This window comes from Pseudomonas rhizosphaerae (assembly GCF_000761155.1).
GTDB classification, from domain to species: domain Bacteria; phylum Pseudomonadota; class Gammaproteobacteria; order Pseudomonadales; family Pseudomonadaceae; genus Aquipseudomonas; species Aquipseudomonas rhizosphaerae.
In genome coordinates this window covers 775,964-797,175 of sequence record NZ_CP009533.1, presented here as the reverse complement: position 1 = coordinate 797,175, position 21,212 = coordinate 775,964, and the positions used below count along the sequence as shown (strand labels likewise).

16 protein-coding genes are annotated in these 21,212 nt (G+C 62.4%); 11 read left to right on the top strand and 5 right to left on the bottom strand.

Annotated elements, in window-relative coordinates:
• Positions 1 to 191 precede the first annotated feature (191 nt).
• The 11 genes from LT40_RS03630 to leuA all read left to right on the top strand — a co-directional run bounded on the left by LT40_RS03630 (position 192) and on the right by leuA (position 15,115).
• Complete coding sequence (locus LT40_RS03630) at positions 192 to 1,793, top strand: ABC transporter substrate-binding protein (protein WP_043186614.1); 1,602 nt, start codon at positions 192 to 194, stop codon at positions 1,791 to 1,793.
• Positions 1,794 to 2,000: 207 nt separating this feature from the next.
• Entirely contained in the window at positions 2,001 to 3,599 is a 1,599-nt protein-coding gene (locus tag LT40_RS03625; protein ID WP_043186612.1) for an ABC transporter substrate-binding protein, read from the top strand.
• Positions 3,600 to 3,760: 161 nt separating this feature from the next.
• Positions 3,761 to 5,140: an OprD family porin gene (locus LT40_RS03620; RefSeq protein WP_043186608.1), complete on the top strand. Its 1,380-nt coding sequence runs from the start codon at positions 3,761 to 3,763 to the stop codon at positions 5,138 to 5,140.
• 72 nt (positions 5,141 to 5,212) lie between these two features.
• A complete protein-coding gene (locus LT40_RS03615; RefSeq protein ID WP_043186605.1) occupies positions 5,213 to 6,808 on the top strand; it encodes an ABC transporter substrate-binding protein in 1,596 nt (531 codons plus the stop codon).
• A 76-nt stretch (positions 6,809 to 6,884) separates the two neighbouring features.
• Entirely contained in the window at positions 6,885 to 7,895 is a 1,011-nt protein-coding gene (locus tag LT40_RS03610; protein ID WP_043186602.1) for an ABC transporter permease subunit, read from the top strand.
• A gap of 10 nt (positions 7,896 to 7,905) precedes the next feature.
• On the top strand, positions 7,906 to 8,817 hold the full coding sequence (locus LT40_RS03605; RefSeq protein WP_043186600.1) for an ABC transporter permease subunit: 912 nt from the start codon (positions 7,906 to 7,908) through the stop codon (positions 8,815 to 8,817).
• 10 nt (positions 8,818 to 8,827) lie between these two features.
• Positions 8,828 to 9,796 carry an ABC transporter ATP-binding protein gene (locus LT40_RS03600; protein ID WP_043186595.1) on the top strand — a complete coding sequence of 323 codons (969 nt, stop codon included), beginning with the start codon at positions 8,828 to 8,830 and terminating at the stop codon, positions 9,794 to 9,796.
• Positions 9,796 to 10,764, top strand: a complete 969-nt coding sequence (locus LT40_RS03595) for a peptide ABC transporter ATP-binding protein (protein WP_043186593.1) — start codon at positions 9,796 to 9,798, stop codon at positions 10,762 to 10,764. The genes LT40_RS03600 and LT40_RS03595 overlap by 1 nt, the downstream gene beginning before the upstream one ends.
• Positions 10,765 to 10,856: 92 nt before the next feature.
• The gene (xseA, locus tag LT40_RS03590; RefSeq protein ID WP_043193273.1) at positions 10,857 to 12,236 is read left to right on the top strand and encodes an exodeoxyribonuclease VII large subunit; all 1,380 of its coding nucleotides are present in this window, start codon (positions 10,857 to 10,859) and stop codon (positions 12,234 to 12,236) included.
• A 3-nt stretch (positions 12,237 to 12,239) separates the two neighbouring features.
• A complete protein-coding gene (locus tag LT40_RS03585; protein ID WP_043186589.1) occupies positions 12,240 to 13,061 on the top strand; it encodes a M23 family metallopeptidase in 822 nt (273 codons plus the stop codon).
• Positions 13,062 to 13,444: 383 nt separating this feature from the next.
• Positions 13,445 to 15,115 carry a 2-isopropylmalate synthase gene (leuA, locus tag LT40_RS03580; RefSeq protein WP_043186587.1) on the top strand — a complete coding sequence of 557 codons (1,671 nt, stop codon included), beginning with the start codon at positions 13,445 to 13,447 and terminating at the stop codon, positions 15,113 to 15,115.
• Positions 15,116 to 15,450: 335 nt separating this feature from the next.
• Here leuA and LT40_RS03575 read toward each other — a convergent pair whose 3' ends face one another.
• The 5 genes from LT40_RS03575 to LT40_RS03555 form a co-directional block, all read right to left on the bottom strand.
• Positions 15,451 to 16,260: an amidohydrolase gene (locus tag LT40_RS03575; RefSeq protein ID WP_043186585.1), complete on the bottom strand. Its 810-nt coding sequence runs from the start codon at positions 16,258 to 16,260 to the stop codon at positions 15,451 to 15,453.
• Positions 16,248 to 17,393, bottom strand: a complete 1,146-nt coding sequence (locus LT40_RS03570; RefSeq protein ID WP_043186583.1) for a pyridoxal phosphate-dependent aminotransferase — start codon at positions 17,391 to 17,393, stop codon at positions 16,248 to 16,250. The genes LT40_RS03575 and LT40_RS03570 overlap by 13 nt, the downstream gene beginning before the upstream one ends.
• A 442-nt stretch (positions 17,394 to 17,835) precedes the next feature.
• A complete protein-coding gene (gene der, locus LT40_RS03565; RefSeq protein WP_043186581.1) occupies positions 17,836 to 19,299 on the bottom strand; it encodes a ribosome biogenesis GTPase Der in 1,464 nt (487 codons plus the stop codon).
• A gap of 120 nt (positions 19,300 to 19,419) precedes the next feature.
• Positions 19,420 to 20,574: an outer membrane protein assembly factor BamB gene (gene bamB / locus LT40_RS03560; protein WP_043186579.1), complete on the bottom strand. Its 1,155-nt coding sequence runs from the start codon at positions 20,572 to 20,574 to the stop codon at positions 19,420 to 19,422.
• Positions 20,567 to 21,208 carry a YfgM family protein gene (locus LT40_RS03555; RefSeq protein WP_043186575.1) on the bottom strand — a complete coding sequence of 214 codons (642 nt, stop codon included), beginning with the start codon at positions 21,206 to 21,208 and terminating at the stop codon, positions 20,567 to 20,569. The genes bamB and LT40_RS03555 overlap by 8 nt, the downstream gene beginning before the upstream one ends.
• Between the last annotated feature and the right edge of the window lie 4 nt (positions 21,209 to 21,212).

Sequence of the window (21,212 nt, the reverse complement as noted above, 5' to 3'; positions counted from 1 at the left end):
TCAAATGTTGTTGAACATGCGTTCAACTACCGAAAAACTTATATCGATGCGACATTCGTGTACGCCCGTCCCACCGTTTCAGCGCCGATACAACGCAAACAGTTGATTTGGGTATGCCGCCTGCATAAGTATCGGCCGGGTCGACTCACAAGGTCGCCCTCATTCTTAAAATGACAACAACTGAGGCCACCATGCTCAAAACCGCGGTCATTCCGTTCATCGTCGGGGCCGGCTTGCTTGCCAGCGCCCCTTTCGCCCATGCTGCGAGCAACCTTGTATTCTGCTCTGAAGGCAGTCCGGCGGGTTTTGACCCGGCGCTGTATACCAGTGGTACGGATTTCGACGCTTCGGCAGAAACCATCTTCAACCGTCTGAGCCAGTTCGAGCGTGGTGGCACCGCAGTCATCCCAGGCTTGGCCACGAGCTGGGACATTTCCGAAGATGCGCTGACCTACACCTTCCACTTGCGCGAAGGGGTCAAGTTCCACACCACCGACTACTTCAAGCCGTCCCGCGAATTCAACGCCGACGACGTGCTGTTCACCTTCAACCGCATGATCGACAAGAACATGCCGTTCCGCAAAGCCTATCCGACCGAGTTCCCGTACTTCACCGACATGGGCATGGACGAGAACATCACCAACATCGAGAAGCTCGACGATCACACCGTCCGCTTCACGTTGAAAACGGTCGACGCCGCGTTCATCCAGAACATGGCCATGAGCTTCGCCTCGATCCAGTCCGCCGAATACGCCGCGCAATTGCTCAAGCAGGGCAAGGCCGCCGACATCAACCAGAAGCCGATTGGTACTGGCCCGTTCGTATTCAATCGCTATCAGAAAGACGCGCAGATTCGCTACAAGGGCAACAAGGATTACTGGAACCCGGATGACGTGAAGATCGACAACCTGATCTTCGCCATCACCACCGATGCATCCGTGCGCATGCAGAAGCTCAAGAAGAACGAATGCCAGGTCAGCGTCTATCCGCGTCCGGCCGATCTCAAGCCGCTCAAGGAAGACAAGAAGCTGCAGATGCCCGACCAGGCCGGCTTCAACCTGGGTTACATCGCCTACAACGTCACCCACGAACCGCTGGGCAACCTCAAGGTTCGCCAGGCGCTGGACATGGCGGTGAACAAGCAGAGCATCATCGAAGCGGTGTACCAGGGCGCCGGCCAGTTGGCGGTCAACGCCATGCCGCCGACCCAGTGGTCCTATGACACGAGCATCAAGGACGCCGGGTACAACGTCGAAGAGGCCAAGAAGCTGCTCAAGGAAGCCGGGGTCAAGGAAGGTACCGAGATCACCCTGTGGGCCATGCCTGTTCAGCGTCCCTACAACCCCAACGCCAAGCTGATGGCCGAAATGCTGCAGTCGGACTGGGCCAAGGTCGGTATCAAGGCCAAGATCGTCAGCTACGAGTGGGGTGAATACCTCAAGCGCGCCAAGGCCGGTGAGACCGATGCCATGCTGATCGGCTGGAGCGGCGACAACGGTGACCCGGACAACTGGCTGGGCACGCTGTACGGCTGCGACGCAGTGAACGGCAACAACTTCTCCAAGTGGTGCGACAAAGACTACGACCAACTGATCAAGACCGCCAAGGCCACACCCGACCAGGCCAAGCGCACCGAGCTGTACAAGCAGGCCCAGGTGCGCCTCAAGGAGCAAGTGCCGATCACCCCGATCGCGCACTCCACGGTCTACCAGCCCATGAGCGCCAAGGTCACCGACTTCAAGATCAGCCCCTTTGGCTTGAACTCGTTCTACGGCGTAGGCGTGAAGGACTGATCAACACGCCGCCTCTATGGAAGCGGGCAGTGAACCGAGTGGTCCATTGCCCGCCTTCACAAATGCCAGGATTTTTCCCACAGCATTACCGGAATAGGCCGACATACGCCCTCGCCAAATGGGACTAGCTTTCCTTGGCGACGGCCGCCGTATTCCCGCTAGGGACCTGGCGACCCACGATCGGAAAACAACAAGACAGGGACTATCATGCGACATACCCAGCTTTGCTCCGCCATGCTCGCTCTGGGCCTGCTCGGCCAGGTCGGCCTCAGCCAGGCCGCCAACAGCCTCGTGTACTGCTCCGAAGGCAGCCCCGCAGGCTTCGACATCGCCCAGTACACCAGCGGTACCGACAATGATGCTTCGCAACCGATCTACAACCGCCTGACCGAATTCGAAAAAGGCGGCACCAGCGTGATTCCCGCGCTGGCGACCAAGTGGGACATCTCCGAAGACGGCCTGACCTACACCTTCCACTTGCGCGAAGGGGTCAAGTTCCACAGCAACGAAGCGTTCAAGCCGACCCGCGACTTCAACGCCGACGACGTGCTGTTCACTTTCAACCGCATGCTCGACTCCAACCAGCCGTTCCGCAAGGCGTACCCGACCGAGTTCCCCTACTTCGTCAGCATGAGCCTGGACAAGAACATCGCCAAGGTCGAGAAAACCGATGACCACACCGTGGTGTTCACCCTCAACGCCGTAGACGCCGCGTTCGTGCAGAACATCGCCATGAACTTCGCGTCCATCCAGTCTGCGGAGTATGCCGAGCAACTGCTCAAGAGCGGCAACATGCGCGACATCAACCAGAAGCCGATCGGCACCGGTCCGTTCGCCTTCCAGCGCTACCAGAAAGACTCGCAGATCCGCTACAAGGCCAACCCGCAGTACTGGGACATGAGCCAGGTGAAGGTCGACCAACTGATCTTCGCCATCAACACCGACGCGTCGGTGCGCATGCAGAAGCTCAAGAAGAACGAGTGTCAAGTCACCGCCTACCCACGCCCCGCCGACCTCGCGGGCCTGAAGGCAGACCCCAAGCTCAAGGTCATGGAGCAGGCCGGCTACAACCTGGGCTATATCACCTACAACGTGCGCCACAAGCCGTTCGACCAGCTGGAAGTGCGCCAGGCCATGGACATGGCGGTGAACAAGGACGCAATCCTCAAGGCCGTCTACCAGGGCGCCGGGCAAAAGGCCGTCAACGCCATGCCGCCGACCCAGTGGTCCTACGACGAAAGCATCAAGGACGCGCCCTTCGATCCGGAGAAAGCCAAGCAGATGCTGCAGGCCGCCGGCGTCAAGGAAGGCACCGAGATCACCCTGTGGGCCATGCCCGTGCAGCGTCCCTACAACCCCAACGCCAAGCTCATGGCAGAAATGCTGCAGGCCGACTGGGGCAAGATCGGCCTCAAGGTCAAGATCGTCAGCTATGAGTGGGGCGAGTACCTGGACCGCACCAAACGCGGCGAACACGACGTCTCGCTGATTGGCTGGACCGGCGACAATGGTGATCCGGACAACTGGCTGGGCACGCTGTACAGCTGCGATGCGATCGGCAGCAACAACTACTCGATGTGGTGCAACCAGGACTACGACAAGCTGGTGCAACAAGCCAAGCGCGTCACCGACCGCGAAGAGCGCAGCGTGCTCTATCGCCAGGCCCAGCAGTTGCTCAAGCAGCAGGTGCCGATCACCCCGATCGCCCACTCCACCGTCAACCAGCCAGTCAGCGTCAAGGTCGACGGCTTCAAGGTCAGCCCGTTCGGGCGTAACGACTTCGGCGGCGTGAGCGTCCGCGACTAGATAAGCCAAGCCTTCCCCTAACCCGTGGCCATGCCATGGGTTTGGGGAGCTTTTGGCAAAAAAGAGCAAGCAAACGTTTGCAACTGTCATCACTTGCCATGGATTGGGCGCCAGCCGCACAGATAAAGCGGCCATAAAACTAAAAAAGTAAGGAGCTTCAGTTGAAAATCACCAAGAGAGCAGTCTTCACCTTGTCGTTGAGTGGGTTCGCGCCCCTGGTCCTGGCCGACGAAGCCAGCCAGGCCTTCATCCCCCTCACCGTCAAGACCAGCAGCGCCCAGGATGAAGCCAAAGGCTTCATCGAAGACTCGAGCGTGACCGGCTCGACGCGCAACTGGTTCGCCAAGGAAAAGGGCAAGCGCGGCCTGACCTGGGGCATCAACAAGGGCAATGGCGTGACCGAACGCACCGGCAGCCGCGACACCTGGGTCCAGGGCACCATCGTCAACTACACCTCGGGCTTCACCCAGGGCACCGTAGGCTTGAGCACCGAAGTGGCGGCCTACAACACCGTGGCCCTGGAACAAGGCAAGGGACGTGTGGCCGGAGGGGGCAACCGGACCTTGACCGATCACAACGGCGAAGCGGTCGACCAATGGACCAAGGCAGGCCTGGCCAACCTCAAGGCACGGGTCTCCAACACCGTCCTGACCGCGGGTCGCCAGTCGATGAACACGCCGGTACTGGCCTTCATCGGCAACCGTGCCCTGCCCTCCAGCTTCGAGGGTGTCAGCCTGCACAGCGCCGAGTTCGACAACCTCGACTTCGACCTGGGCACCTTCAGCCGCGTGTCGCCGCGAACCGAGCAGAGCCTGAGCAAGTTCAGGACCGAGTACGGCAACGGCACCACCACCGACCAGGTCAACATCTTCGGCCTCAACTACCAGCCGCTGAAAAGCCTGACCACCAGCCTGTACGCGTCCAACGTCAAGGATGTCTGGAACCAGTACTATTTCGGTGCCTCCCATGAACTGGGCGATGCCTCGGTGCTGGGCCTGACCACCGGTTTCAACTACTACAAGACCAAAGATGCGGGCAGCTCGAAGATGGGCGCCATCGACAACGACACCTACAGCCTGTCGTTGACCGCCACGCACAAGGCGCACAGCCTGACCCTGGCTTTCCAGGAAGTGAGAGGCGACGAGTATTTCGACTACCTGCACGAGACCAACGCCATTTTCCTGGCCAACTCGCTGTTTTCAGACTACAACGGCCCGAACGAGAAATCGTTCCAGGTCGGCTACGGCCTGGACATGGCCGGCTACGGCGTACCGGGCCTCAAGTTCAGCGTCTACACCGCGCGCGGCTGGGGTATCGATGGCACGCACTACAAGGGCGGCGGCTATGATGGCATCCAGGCTCAGGACGGCGAGAGCCATTACGAGTACGGCTTCGGCACCTCGTACGCCGTACAGAGCGGGCCATTGAAGGCCAGTACTGTCCGCGCAACCTACAGCGCTCACCGGGCCAGCGCCAATCAGGTCGATGGCAGTCTCAACGAGCTGCGTGTCGTCACCACCATTCCGTTCCAGATTCTTTGATCGGCGACCGCCGCCCGGGGTTCGACGAATCCCGGGCAGCGGCTACGCTTACCTGCGATTGCGAGGGCAACGATGAAAACGCTATCACTCAAGGCTGCCGTAGCTGCCGCCCTGCTCGGCCTGAGCCTGGGCGCCAGTGCCAAACCGCTGGTGGTCTGCACCGAAGCCAGCCCCGAAGGTTTCGATATCGTGCAGTACACCGGCGCGGTCACGAGCGATGCCTCGGCCGAGACGGTGCTCAACCGCTTGGTCGACTTCACGCCGGGCACCACCGACATCCAGCCGGGGCTGGCCAAGAGCTGGGACATCAGTGAAGACGGCAAGACCTACACGTTCCACCTGCGCGAAGGCGTTAAATTCCACACCACGGAGTACTTCAAGCCGACCCGTACCCTCAATGCCGACGACGTGCTGTGGAGCTTCATGCGCCAGTTCGACGCCAAGCATCCCTGGCATGACAAGTCGACCATGGGCTATCCCTATTTCGAATCGATGGCCATGGGTGATCTGATCCAGAGCATCGACAAGCTCGACGACATGACCGTGCGTTTCGTGCTCAAGCGCCCCGAAGCGCCGTTCCTGCGCGACATGGCGATGCCCTTCACCTCGATCTACTCAGCCGAATACGGCGACCAGTTGCTCAAGGCCGGCAAGACCGCCGACTTGAACAGCAAGCCGATCGGCACCGGGCCGTTCGTGTTCGTGCGCTACAGCAAGGACGCCCAGGTTCGCTACAAGGCCAACCCCGATTACTACAAGGGCAAGCCACCGGCCGACCCGCTGATTTTCGCCATCACCGTGGACAACAACGTGCGGGCGCAGAAGCTGCGCGCCAACGAATGCCAGGTGGCGGTCTATCCCAAGCCGGACGACGTACCCGGCATCAAGGCCGATCCTCAGCTCAAGATCGCCGAGATGGATGCTCTGATGACCAGCTATGTGGCCATCAACACCACCCACAAATACCTGAGCGACGTACGCGTGCGTCAGGCCATCCAGATGGCCTTCGACAAGCAGACCTTCGTTCGTACCCTGTTCGGCGAGGGCAACGCGACACCGGGTGTGGGCCCCTACCCAACCACGCTGCTGGGCTACAACCACAGCCTCAAAGACCTGCCCTACGATCCGGACAAGGCCCGCGCCCTGCTCAAGGAAGCCGGCGTTCCGGAAGGCACCTCGTTCACCATCTTCGCGCGCAACGGCAGCAGCCCGACCAACCCCAACTCCAGCCTTGCAGCGCAACTGTTGCAGGCCGACCTAGCCCGCGTCGGCATCAAGCTGGATATTCGCGTGCTGGAATGGGGCGAGTTGATCAAGCGCCTGAAACTGGGCGAACATGACTTGGCTTTCTACGGTTGGGCCGGCGACAACGGCGATCCGGACAACTTCCTCAGCCCGAACCTGACTTGTGAAGCAGCGAAGAACGGCGAAAATGCCGCGCGCTGGTGCAACAAGGAATTCGACGCCCTGGTCAGCCAGGCCCGCGAAGCCACTGAACCGGCGGCACGCGCGGCGTTCTACGAACAGGCGCAGGTCATTTTTCTCAAAGAGCAACCTTGGTTGAGCCTAGCGTATCCACGTGTGTTCTCGGCCATGCGCAAGAACGTCGAAGGCTTCCACATAAGCCCGATGACCAATAACAACTTCGCCACCACCCAGGTGAAGTAGAAAAAGACGCCGCGTATCGGCGCCCACCCGGGCGGATGCGCGGCTTGCCTAACCGGCTGATGAGGTACTACGCACGATGTTTAGTTTTATTGCCCGACGTGTGGGATTGCTGATCCCCACTTTCTTCGGCATCACGCTATTGACCTTCGCGTTGATACGCCTGATTCCCGGTGACCCTGTCGAAGTGATGATGGGCGAGCGTCGGGTCGACCCCGAAATGCACGCACAGGCGATGGAACGCCTGGGTCTGAACAAGCCTTTGTATGCTCAGTACCTGGATTACATCGGCAATCTCGCCCAAGGCAACCTGGGTGAGTCGCTGCGTACCCGCGAGAGCGTGTGGACCGAGTTCACCGCGCTGTTCCCGGCCACTCTGGAGCTGTCCATCGCCGCGCTGATCTTCGCCGGCGTGCTCGGCCTGCTGGCGGGGGTGATCGCCGCGCTCAAGCGAGGATCGCTGTTCGACCATGGGGTCATGGGCATTTCCCTGGCCGGCTATTCCATGCCCATCTTCTGGTGGGGCCTGATCCTGATCATGTTCTTCTCGGTGACCCTGGGCTGGACACCGGTGTCCGGGCGCATCGACCTGCTGTACGACATCCAGCCGAAAACCGGCTTCATGCTCATCGACACCCTGCTCAGCGATGACGAAGGCGCGTTCTGGGATGCCCTGCATCACCTGATCCTGCCAGCCATCGTGCTGGGCACCATCCCGCTGGCAGTGATTGCCCGCATGACTCGTTCCTCGATGCTCGAAGTGCTGCGGGAAGACTACGTGCGCACCGCCCGTGCCAAGGGCCTGTCGCCAGCCCGCGTGGTGTTCGTGCACGGCCTGCGCAACGCGCTGATTCCCGTGCTCACGGTGTTCGGCCTGCAGGTCGGCACCTTGCTGGCCGGCGCGGTCCTGACCGAAACCATCTTCTCGTGGCCGGGCATCGGCAAATGGCTGATCGAGGCCATCGGCGCCCGTGACTACCCTGTCGTGCAGAACGGCATCCTGTTGATCGCCTGCCTGGTGATCCTGGTCAACTTCGTGGTGGATATCCTCTACGGCCTGGCCAACCCACGCATCCGTCATCAGCGTTGAGACCCTATCCATGACTACGAAAATCGAAACGGTCGCAGTGGATCAGAGCCCGCTCTACCCCTCCCCGTACAAGGAATTCTGGCAGGCATTCGCCAAGAACAAGGGCGCCGTGGCGGGCCTGGTGTTCATGCTGATCATCGTCTTCTGCGCGTTGTTCGCGCCGTGGGTGGCGCCGCACAACCCCAGCGAGCAGTACCGTGATTTCCTGCTGACGCCGCCGGTCTGGCTGGAAGGCGGCCAATGGCAGTTCATCCTGGGCACCGACGAGCTGGGCCGTGATTTGCTCTCGCGCCTGATCCAGGGCTCGCGGCTGTCGCTGCTGATCGGCCTGTCGTCGGTGGTGATGTCGCTGATCCCGGGCATTCTCATGGGCCTGCTGGCCGGGTTCTTCCCGCGCATTCTCGGGCCGTCGATCATGCGTCTGATGGACGTCATGCTGGCACTGCCGTCGTTGCTGCTGGCCGTGGCCATCGTCGCCATCCTCGGCCCTGGCCTGATCAATACCGTGATTGCCATTGCGGTGGTTTCGCTGCCTTCCTACGTGCGCCTGACCCGCGCGGCGGTGATGGGCGAACTGAACCGCGACTACGTGACTGCCGCGCGTCTGGCCGGGGCCTCGCTGCCGCGTCTGATGTTCATCACCGTGCTGCCCAACTGCATGGCGCCGTTGATCGTGCAGGCCACCTTGAGCTTCTCCTCGGCGATTCTCGACGCCGCCGCCCTGGGCTTCCTGGGCCTGGGCGTGCAACCGCCAACGCCGGAATGGGGCACCATGCTGGCTTCGGCGCGTGACTACATCGAACGCGCCTGGTGGGTGGTGAGCCTGCCGGGCCTGACCATTCTGCTCAGCGTGCTGGCAATCAATCTGATGGGCGACGGGCTGCGCGATGCGCTGGACCCCAAACTCAAGAACGCCGCCTGAGGAGCCGATCATGTCACTTTTGAACATCAACAATCTCAACGTACGCTTCGGCGACGCCAAGGCCGTACCGGTCGTGGACGGGCTGGACCTCAGCGTCGACAAGGGCGAAGTGCTGGCCATCGTCGGCGAGTCGGGCTCGGGCAAGTCAGTGACCATGATGGCCCTGATGGGCCTGATCGACGCACCGGGCATCGTCACCGCCGACTCGCTGGTCTTCGACGGCCACGACATGCTCAAGCTCAACGCACGGCAACGGCGCAAGGTGGTCGGCAAGGACCTGGCGATGATCTTCCAGGACCCGATGACCGCGCTGAACCCCAGTTACACCGTGGGCTTCCAGATCGAGGAAGTGTTGCGCCAGCATTTGGGCATGTCCGGCAAGGCTGCACGCCAGCGGGCTCTGGAACTGCTCAAGAAAGTGGAAATTCCCGCCGCCGAAAGCCGCCTGGATGCCTACCCCCACCAACTGTCCGGGGGCATGAGCCAGCGCGTCGCGATCGCCATGGCGATTGCCGGCGAGCCCAAGCTGCTGATCGCCGACGAACCGACCACTGCACTGGACGTGACCATCCAGGCGCAGATCATGGAGTTGCTGCTCAGCCTGCAACAAGAGCAGAACATGGGCCTGATCCTGATCACCCACGACCTGGCCGTGGTGGCCGAAACCGCCCAGCGCGTGTGCGTGATGTACGCCGGCCAGGCGGTGGAAGTGGGGCATGTACCGCAACTGTTCGACATTCCTGCGCACCCCTACAGCGAAGCGCTGCTGATGGCCATTCCGGAGCACAGCGAAGGCGCCGAGCGCCTGGCCACCTTGCCGGGCATCGTACCGGGCCGCTATGACCGTCCCCAGGGTTGCCTGCTCTCGCCACGCTGCCCGTACGTGCGGGAAAACTGCCGCACCGAACGCCCGGCCCTGGACCCGAAAGCCCAGAGCCTGGCGCGCTGTTTCTACCCACTCAACCAGGAGGTGGCGTGATGAGCGTCGTACTGACCGCCCGCGACCTTACCCGTCATTACAACGTCTCGGCCGGGCTGTTCAAGCCCGATGCCGTGGTCCGCGCCCTCAATGGCGTGTCGTTCGAACTGGAAGCCGGCAAGACGCTGGCCGTGGTGGGTGAGTCGGGCTGCGGCAAGTCGACCCTGGCGCGCGCATTGACCTTGATCGAAGAGCCGTCCTCAGGCTCCTTGCAGATCGCCGGCCAGGAAGTCGCAGGCGCTACCAAGGCCGAGCGCAAGCAGTTGCGCAAGGACGTGCAGATGGTCTTCCAGAGCCCCTACGCCTCGCTCAATCCACGGCAGAAGATCGGCGACCAACTCGGTGAGCCATTGCTGATCAACACCTCGTTGAGCAAGGCCGAGCGGCGCGAGAAGGTCCAGGCCATGATGCAGCAGGTCGGCCTGCGCCCCGAGCACTACCAGCGCTATCCGCACATGTTCTCCGGTGGCCAGCGCCAGCGTATCGCCTTGGCCCGCGCCATGATGCTGCAGCCCAAAGTGCTGGTCGCCGACGAGCCGACCTCGGCCCTCGACGTGTCGATCCAGGCGCAGGTGCTGAACCTGTTCATGGACCTGCAGCAGGAGTTCAATACCGCCTACGTGTTCATCTCCCACAACCTGGCCGTGGTGCGTCACGTGGCCGACCAGGTGCTGGTGATGTACCTGGGCCGGCCAGCGGAAATGGGGCCCAAGGAGGATATCTACGCCAAGCCGCTGCATCCCTATACCCAGGCGCTGCTGTCGGCCACGCCGACCATCAAGCCCGATCCGCTGAAACCCAAGATCAAGATCGTCGGCGAGTTGCCCAACCCGCTGAATCTTCCGTCGGGCTGTGCGTTCCACAAGCGTTGCCCATACGCCACCGAACGCTGCAGCACCGAAGTGCCTGCGTTCCGGCACGTCGATACCCGGCAAGTGGCGTGTCACTACGCCGAGCAGTTCCTGTAACGCTCCAGGCCTCTTTGCCCGTCGGTGAAGAGGCCTTCGCTGCACCCCCTCCCCCAGTGCATCCGCAGACGAATGTCTCTATGATGCCGAACATGATCAAAGACCCCTTCGCCCGCCTCAACCTCGATCGCGAGGTCATCACCGTCAGCCAGCTCAATGGCCGCGCCCGTGTATTGCTCGAAGACGTCTTCAGCAACATCTGGGTCGAAGGTGAAATCTCCAACCTGGCGCGTCCGGCGTCCGGCCACGTCTATTTCACCCTCAAGGACAGCGGCGCCCAGGTGCGCTGTGCCTTGTTCCGGCAGAACGCGCAACGCGTGCGCCAGGTGCTCAAGGATGGCGCAGCGGTGAAAGTGCGCGGCAAGGTCTCGCTGTTCGAAGGCCGTGGCGACTATCAACTGATCCTCGACACCGTGGAGCCTGCCGGCGACGGCGCGCTGCGCATGGCGTTCGACGCGCTCAAGGAAAAGCTCGACGCCGAAGGCCTGTTCAGCAGCGAGCGCAAGGTGGCGCTGCCGGCCCACCCGCAACGCATCGGTATCGTCAGCTCGCCGACCGGCGCGGTGATCCGCGACATCATCAGCGTGTTCCGTCGACGTGCCCCACAGATTCAGCTGACCTTGATCCCCACTGCCGTGCAGGGCCGCGAAGCCACCGCACAGATCGTCCGCGCCCTGCGCCTGGCCGATGCGCGCGGCTTCGATGCGATCATCCTGGCCCGTGGCGGCGGCTCGCTGGAGGACCTCTGGTGCTTCAACGAGGAATCCGTAGCGCGCGCCGTGGATGCCTGCGTGACGCCCATCGTCAGCGCCGTGGGCCATGAAACCGACGTGTCCATCAGCGACTTCGTCGCCGACGTGCGCGCCCCGACACCTTCGGCGGCCGCCGAGCTGCTGGCCCCGGATGCCGGCGACCTGCAACGGCGACTCGACAGCCTGCAACGCCGCCTGGTACTGCGCATGCACAACCGTCTGGCCCACGAGCGCCTGCGCGTTGAGGGGCTGACCCGACGCCTGCGCCACCCCGGCGAGCGCCTGCGCCAGCAGGCACAACGCCTGGATGATCTGGACATGCGCATGCGCCGCGCCTTCGAGCGGCAGATGACTGCGCGTGCACATCGCCTGGCGCAGTTGCAGACACGCCTGGCCGGGCAGCACCCGGACCGTGTCCTGCGCCTGCTCAAGCAACGCCTGGACGGCCTTGCCGAGCGCTTGCCGCGGGCCATGCGCGACACGCTGAAGGACCGGCGCCAGCAGTTGCAGGCCCAGGTGCAGACCCTGCACGTGGTCAGCCCGCTGGCGACCTTGGGCCGTGGCTACAGCATCCTGCTCGACGAGCAGGGCCAGGCGATCCGCAGCGCCGAGCAAACCCGGCGCGGTCAACGCCTGATCGCCAGATTGGGCGAAGGCGAACTCGAAGTGCGCGTGGAAGACAATCACCTCACGCCCGTTACCCTTTCCCTACTGGACTGATCCATGCCGCGTTTTCTCGTTGTTGCCCTGCTCGTCTGTCTGTCCTCGTTCGCCCAGGCAGACAGCTACATCACCCGTCTGTTGAACAAGCCGGTGCCCGGTGGCGTGGCGGTGATCGATCTGGGCAACGCCAGTCAGGCCCCCAAAGCCACCTATGACGGCAAGCGCGTGCTGGTGGTCAATGAGCAAGGTACCTGGCGCGCGATCGTCGGCATCCCGTTGACCGCCAAGCCTGGCCAGGCGCAGCTCAGCGTGGCCGGTCGCGCTATCAGCTTCGACGTTGGCAGCAAGAAATACCCGGAACAGCGCATCACCTTGAAGAACACCCGCCAGGTCAACCCAAACCCTGCGGACATCAAGCGCATCGACGGCGAGCTGGCCGAGCAGCTGCGAGCCTATCGCAGTTTCAGCGCCGGCACGCCGAGCAATCTGCTGCTGGACAAGCCGGTCAGCGGACCCTTGTCGAGCAAGTTCGGTGTACGCCGTTTCTTCAATGGCGAGGAGCGCAATCCGCATTCCGGCCTGGATTTCGCGGTACCGGCTGGCACGCCGATCAAGACCCCTGCCAATGGCAAGGTGATCCTGGTGGGCGACTACTTCTTCAACGGCAACACGGTGTTCGTCGACCATGGACAGGGGTTCATCAGCATGTTCTGTCATATGTCCAAGATCGACGTGAAGGTCGGCCAGGACCTGGTGCGCGGCGCCGTGGTCGGACGTGTAGGCTCCACAGGCCGCGCCACCGGGCCGCACATGCACTGGAACGTCAGCCTCAACGATGCCAGGGTAGATCCGGCGATCTTCATCAACGCCTTCCAGCCTTGATCCACCGGGAATCCTCTCAGCACTGCTTCACCTGTAGGAGCGGGCTCTGCCCGCGAAGGCCGCACCGTCGACCCAGCGCATTGCGCAGCCCCTTAAAGCCACGCAATCTCTCGCACCTCTTTTCAAATCTTCAGCAATAAAATCTCGCCTGCTCCAAGATACCCAACTCTCCTACCATTTTCCTCAACACCCTTGCCATTTTTCACCCCACTGGTTAGGGTTGAGGTCATGAACACTGCACATACCCTCATCCAGCTCCGCCAGCATCGCAGCCTCTGCCTGGTCAGTGCACGACTGCCTGGCTGAAACGAGTCGCCTCGCCCCTTCACCATTCGAATGACCGGCAGGCCCTTTTCCCAGGCTGCTCACCAAGGATTTCCACCATGTCCATGCTCAAAGACCCGTCGCAGAAGTACCGTGCGTTCCCGACTATCGACCTCCCCGATCGCACCTGGCCGTCGAAGTCCATCACCGCGGCGCCCATCTGGTGCAGCTCGGACCTGCGCGACGGCAATCAGTCACTGATCGAACCCATGGATGCGGCCAAGAAGCTGCGCTTCTGGAAAACCCTGGTGGCCGTGGGCGTGAAGGAAATCGAAGCCTCCTTCCCTTCCGCCTCGCAGACCGATTTCGATTTCGTGCGCACGCTCATCGAAGAGGGCCACATCCCGGACGACACGACCATCCAGGTCCTGACTCAGGCCCGTGAAGACCTCATCGCGCGCACCTTCGAATCGCTCAAGGGCGCCAAGAAAGCCATCGTTCACCTGTACAACGCCACCTCGCCGTCCTTCCGCAAGATCGTCTTCAACCAGGACAAACAGGGCGTCAAGGACATCGCGGTGAATGCCGCCAAGCTGTTCGTCAAATACGCAGCGCAGCAGCCGGAAACCCAGTGGACTTTCCAGTACTCGCCGGAGACGTTCAGCGCCACCGAGCTGGAGTTCGCCAAGGAAGTCTGCGATGCGGTGATCGAAGTGTGGAATCCTACCCCGCAGAACAAGGTCATCCTCAACCTGCCGGCCACCGTGGAAGTGTCCACTCCGAACATCTATGCCGATCAGATCGAATGGTTCGGCCGTCACATCACCCGCCGCGACAGCGTGCTGCTCAGCCTGCACACCCACAATGACCGTGGCACTGGGGTAGCGGCCACCGAACTGGGCCTGATGGCCGGCGCGGATCGCGTCGAAGGCTGCCTGTTCGGCAACGGTGAGCGTACCGGCAACGTTGACTTGGTGACCTTGGGCTTGAATCTGTACACCCAGGGCGTCGACCCCGAGCTGGATTTCTCCGACATCGACGGCATCCGCAAGGTGGTCGAGGAATGCAACCAACTGCCGGTGCATCCGCGTCATCCGTATGTGGGCGACCTGGTCCATACCGCGTTTTCCGGCTCGCACCAGGATGCCATTCGCAAGGGTTTCACCCAGCAGAAGGAAGGCACGCTGTGGGAAGTGCCCTACCTGCCGATCGACCCGGCCGACATCGGTCGCAGCTACGAAGCGGTCATTCGCGTGAACAGCCAGTCGGGCAAGGGTGGCATCACCTATTTGCTCGAACAGGAATACGGCATCAGCCTGCCGCGCCGCATGCAGATCGAGTTCAGCCAGGTGGTCCAGGGCGAAACCGATCGGCTTGGCCTGGAGATGACCGCTCAGCAGATCTACGCCTTGTTGCGTAAAGAGTACCTGCAGGCCAACACGCCCTACGCATTGATCAGCCATCGGTTGCAGGAAGAGAACGGCAACAGCGCCGTGGACGTGGAAGTGCACAGCGACGGTGAAACCCAGCACTGGCGCGGCAAGGGCAACGGCGCCCTGGAAGCGCTGGTTGCCTCCATGCCGATCGGCGTGGAAATCATGGACTACAACGAACACGCCATCGGCGCAGGCACCAATGCCAAGGCCGCGGCCTACATCGAACTGCGCGTGGCCGGCGGACGTCCCGTGCATGGGGTGGGCGTGGATGAAAACATCACCACTGCCAGCTTCAAGGCGCTGTTCAGCGCACTGAATCGCTCGCTGAGCCAGCAGGACGCGAAAGCGGCCTGATACGGGCAGCAGCACAAGAACCGGCCCTCCAGGGCCGGTTTTTTTATGCCTGCACTACGCCGTGGGAGCGGTCATCGGCCGCGAAAAACACACTGCGGTGCGTCAGGCTCAACGCGGTGAACCCTTCGCGGCCACGGACCGCGTCCACAAACGACCGAGCACACCCGTAGGAGCGGTCATCGGCCGCGAAAAACTCACCGCGAGGTGTCAGGCTAAACGCGGTGAACCCTTCGCGGCCACAGACCGCTCCCACAAACGACCGAGGACACCCGTGGGAGCGGTCATCGGCCGCGAAAAGGACGCCTCGGTGTCAGGTATATCGCAGGGAACCGTTCCTAGCGCAGCTCGAATTCGTCCGCGTCCAGGTGGGCCGGGAACTTGCTGCGATAGGCGTGCAGTGCCTGGGCGTTCAGGCTGGCATGAAACACGCCATCGGCTTCGCCTGCGCACAACAGGGTTTCGCCCTGAAAGTCCAACAACTGGCTGTCACCCGTGTAGGCAAAGCCTTTGCCATCGGTGCCAACCCGATTCACCGCCGCCACGTAGCAGAGGTTCTCGATCGCGCGGGCTGGCAGCAGGCGGTTCCAGTGCATGCGCCGCGCGCCTGGCCAGTTGGCCGTGTACAGCAGCAAATCGGTACCCTCGGCATCTCGGCTCCACACCGGAAAACGCAGGTCGTAACAGATCAACGGACGTACACGCCACCCCTTCACGGCAAACACCACTTGCTGCTCACCGGCACTGTAGTGCTCGTGTTCCCCCGCCATGCGAAACAGATGGCGCTTGTCGTAGTGCAGCATCCGCCCATCCGGGCAGGCCCACAGCAGGCGATTGCGGTAGCTGCCGTCGGCGGCCTGAACGATCACGCTGCCGGTGACCACCGCGTCGAGCTTGCCCGCCCACGCCAGCAGCCAGTCGTGAGTGACGCCGTTTTCCGGCTCGCACAGGCTTGCGGATTCCATCGAAAAGCCAGTGGTGAACATCTCGGGCAAGACCACCAGATCGGCGCCTTGGGCTTGTTCCAGCAAGGTATCGAAGTGTTCGAGATTGGCCTCGCGGTCGTGCCACGCGAGCTGGGTCTGCACCAACGCGATTCTTAGCTCAGGGGCCTGCTCGGCCAGGGTTGCTTGCGTCAGATTCGGCATAGTTTGTGGGCTGCCTCGCGCAGCGTCTCCTCACGTTTGGCGAAACACAAGCGGACCAGGCGCTGGTCCGCAACCGGCGTGCGATAGAACACCGACACTGGAATGCTGGCCACCCCATGTTCGCGCGTCAGCCACAATGCCATGTCGACATCGTTCAGGTCGGGGCGAATTGCCGAATAATCGACCAGTTGGAAATAGGTGCCCGGAGTGGGCGAGAACGTGAACCGCGAATCGGCCAACAGATCGCAAAGCAGATCGCGCTTGCCCTGATAGAAACCTGGCAGCTCATCCACGTGGTGAGGGTGCTCCATCATGTAGTCGGCCAGGGCGTACTGCAATGGCGTGACACCACAGAAGCTGACGTACTGATGCACCTTGCGCAGCTCTCGAGTCAGGGCCGGTGGTGCGATCACGTAGCCCGTCTTCCAGCCGGTGACGTGGTAGGTCTTGCCGAACGAGCTGACCACGAACGCGCGCTCGTACAGCCGTTCGTGGGCCAGCACGCTGGCATGGGCGACGCCGTCGAACACCAGATGCTCGTAGACCTCGTCGCTGAGGATGTAGATGTCGCGGTCGGCGATCAACGCGGCCAGTTGGTCGAGATCTGCAGCACTGATCAAGGCCCCGCTGGGATTGTGCGGCGAGTTGATCACGATCATTCGGGTACGCGCGTTGATCGCTTGGCCCAGTTGCTGCCAGTCGATGCTAAAATTCGCAGCATCCAGTTGCACGTGCACGCACGTGCCGCCCGCCAGTTCGACCGCAGGCTCGTAGCTGTCGTAGCAGGGATCGAACACGATGACTTCATCGCCGTGGCGAATGGTTGCCTGGATCGCGCAGAAAATCGCCTGGGTGGCGCCGGGGGTGATGGTGATTTCGTTTTCGGCATCCACGGTGCGCCGATACAGCCGCTCGACCTTGGCCGCCACCTGTTCGCGCAGGGCGGGCAGACCGGTCATGGGCGAGTATTGGTTATGCCCGGCCAGCACATGGCGCCCCACCGCTTCGAGCAAGGCAGGCGGACCGTCGAAATCCGGGAACCCCTGAGACAGGTTCAAAGCGCCGGTTTGCGCGGCGAGTTGGGACATCGTGGTGAAGATGGTGGTGCCGACATTCGGCAGCTTGCTGATCATGTGCCGCTCCCTGGGAAAACGTTTCCCAGTGTAGCAGGCGGATCGCATGGGCCGATGACGCGGCTTGCGCCGCTGCTACGGGGATCGCAGGGTGCCTGATGGACCGCATGCACCGCCGACGCGGCTTGCGCCGCTGCTACGGGGGTTGCGGGGTGTCTGGCGGATTGCGTGCATCGCTGACGCGGCTTGCGCCGCTGCTACGGGGGTTGCGGGGTGTCTGGCGGATCGCGCGCATCGCCGACGCGGCTTGCGCCGCTGCTACGGGGGTTGCGGGGTGTCTGATGGACCGCGTGCACCGCCGACGCGGCTTGCGCCGCTGCTACGGGGGTTGCGGGGTGTCTGATGGACCGCGTGCACCGCCGACGCGGCTTGCGCCGCTGCTACAGATCATGCATTCCCCTGTAGCAGCGGCGCGAGCCGCGTCCGGCTGCACCGCGGTGTGTCAGCGCTTGTCGCGGCGCTTCTTGTCGGCTTTCTTGTGGTGCGACATCAGGCGGCGTTTCTTGTTGACCTGGCGGTCGGTGAGCGTGTTCTTGTTGCCTTCGTACGGGTTCTCGCCGCCCTTGAACTCGATACGGATCGGCGTACCGACCAGCTTGAGCACGCGGCGATAGGTATTTTCCAGATAGCGCACGTACGACTTCGGCACTTTCTCCACCTGGTTGCCGTGGATCACGATCAATGGCGGGTTGGCACCACCCAAGTGAGCGTAGCGCAGCTTGATCCGGCGGCTGTTGACCATCGGCGGCTGGTGCTCCTGCACCGCGTCCTCGAGGATCTGGGTCAGGCGGCTGGTCGGCCAACGGGTGATCGCCGACTTGAACGATGCCTGCACGGAGGCGTACAGGTTACCGACACCGGTGCCATGCAGCGCCGAGATGAAATGGATATCGGCGAAGTCGACGAAGAACAGCCGGCGTTCGAGCTCGATCTTCACATAGTCGCGCTCGCTGGGCTGCATGCCGTCCCACTTGTTCAGTGCGATTACGATGGCGCGACCGGTTTCCAGGGCGAAACCCAGCAGGTTCAGGTCATGGTCGACCACGCCTTCGCGTGCATCCATGACGAAGATCACCACGTTGGCGTCCTTGATCGCCTGCAGCGTCTTCACCACCGAGAACTTCTCGACTTCCTCGTGGATCTTGCCGCGCTTGCGCACACCGGCCGTATCGATCAGCGTGTACTTCTCTTCGTTGCGCTCGAAGGGAATGTAGATGCTGTCGCGGGTGGTGCCGGGCTGGTCATAGACGATCACCCGGTCTTCACCGAGCATGCGGTTGACCAGCGTCGACTTGCCGACGTTGGGGCGACCGATGATGGCGATCTTGATGCCATCCTTCTCGCTCGGGCCGGGGATGCGCACCGGTTCCTCGCCTTCGGCCACATCGGCGTTGAGGTCGACTTCTTCCTCGTCACGCGGGAACTCGCCCAAGGCAGCTTCGAGCAGCGTATTGACACCACGGCCCTGGGCGCCGGCCACGGGGATGGCATCGCCCATGCCCAACGGGGCGAATTCGGCCTTGGCCATTTCCGGATCGACGTTGTCGACCTTGTTGGCTACCAGCAGCGAGCGCTTATTACGCTTGCGCAGGTGCTCGGCGATCATCTGGTCGGCGGCGGTGAAACCGGCGCGCGCATCGACCAGGAACATCACGACATCGGCTTCTTCGATGGCCAGCAGCGACTGCTCGGCCATCTTCTCGTCCATGCCGTGTTCGTCACCGGAAATGCCACCGGTGTCGACCAGAATGTAGGAACGCCCTTGCCAGTGCGCCTCACCGTATTGGCGATCTCGGGTAAGACCGGACAGGTCGCCGACGATGGCGTCACGGCTTTTGGTCAGGCGGTTGAACATGGTGGATTTACCGACGTTGGGTCGGCCCACCAGGGCGATTACGGGAACCATGCGGCTCTCCACTGCGTTGATTCAGAAAATACAAAGGCCGCTGCAGGCAGCGGCCGGAGTTCGAGGCGCTTCAAACGAAGCGGCTTCCAGGCACCCGCGGGTGTCCGGAAGCATAGTCAATCATTGCTTGACGGTCAGGGCTTCCAGCTTGCCACTGTTGCCGAAAATATAAAGCATGTCGCCGACGACCAGCGGGCGAGCCCGCACGCCATCGCTGTCGACCCGGGTACGGCTGACGAAGCGACCGTCTACCTGGCTCAACAGGTGGACATAACCTTCCAGGTCGCCCACCGCGATGTAACTTGAAAAGACTTCAGGAGCCGACAACTGACGACGCGCCAGTTGGTCGTTGCTCCACAGGGCCGTGGTGGAACGCTCGTCGACGCCTTCCACAGTGCCCGAAGCCAGGCTGGTGTAGACGTTGCCGAAGCCCTGCGCGACACCTGCATAACTGGATGCATCGCGCTGCCAGAGCACACGCCCGCTTTCCAGGTCCAGGCCCGCCATGCGGCCCTGGTAGGTGGTGACGTACAGCGTGCCACCGGACAGCAGCAGGCCGCCGTCGATATCGACCACGCGGTCCAGCTCGGAGCGGCCCTGTGGCACGGCGACCCGTGCTTCCCAGACCGGCACGCCATTGGAAACGTCCAGCGCCACGACCTTGCCGGTCGACAGACCGGCGATCGCCAGCTGGTTGGTCACCAGTGGAGCGCCCGTACCGCGCAGGGTCAACACCGCTGGAGTGCTGTCGTACAGCCAGCGCTGGTCACCGGTGTTGGCATCCAGGCCGATCAGGCGATCGTCCTGGGTCTGCACGACCACGACGTTGCCATTGTTGGCCGGTGGCGCCAGCACTTCGCTGTTCACCCGCGCCTTCCAGCGTTGTTCGCCGGTATCGGCGTCCAGTGCGATCACGTCGCCACGCAGGGTACCCAGGGTGACCATACCGTAGCTCACGCCGACGGCACCGGAAACCGGCTGGTCCAGATCCTTCTTCCACAGCACGTCGCCGGTCATGCGGTTCATCGCGACCACTTCACCGGTCACGTCGGCGGCATAGATGCGATCGTTCTCGACTGCCGGCACGAGCATGTTGTAGGTCTTGCCCTGGCCGTCGCCGATCCCGCGGCTCCAGACTTTCTGCAAGGACACTTCTTCCTTGAAGTCGGTCAGTTCGGCCGGAGGCAGTTCCTTCTTGCTGTTGCTGCTGCAACCCACGGCCATCAAGGCCAGGGCCAGCAATGCTGCATGTTTCCAACGGATCACGTCACGCATCCCCTTTGGCCAGGTCGTCGAGCTTGATTTGAAGGCCGCCGACCGCCGCTTCATCGGAGAGCGCAGCCTTGGCTTTTTGATAGGCGGCATAGGCGTCATCGCTGCGGCCCAACTGCACCAGCAGGTCGCCCTTGAGTTCTTCGCGAGCGGCCAGGAACGCCTTGTCGGCATCGCCGTCGAGCAGTTTCAAGGCGTCTTCGGCCTTGTTCTGCGCGGCCATGACCTGGGCCAGGCGCTGGCGTGCAATTTCACCCAGTGTGGTATCGGCAGGCTTGTCGACCACCGTCTTGAGTTCGGCTGCAGCGTCGTCGAGCTTGCCGGTGTCGACAGCGGCCTTGGCCAGGAACAGGCTGGCGTACTGCGCATAGGCAGTGCCGCCGAACTCGTTCTTGAGCTTGCCGGCCAGATCCGCGACCTGGGCGGTATCGGGCTTGCCGGTCGGGGTCAGGCTGGCTTCCAGCAACTGCTGGTACAGGTTGGAAGCGCTCTGCGACTGGTTGCTCTGGTAGCGGGTCCAGGCTTGCCAGCCGAACACGACCACCAGGGCCAGCAGGCCACCGGTCACCAGGGGCTTGCCGTTACGCTGCCACCAGTCCTTGAGTTCGCCCATTTGTTCGTCTTCGGTACTCGACACCCCA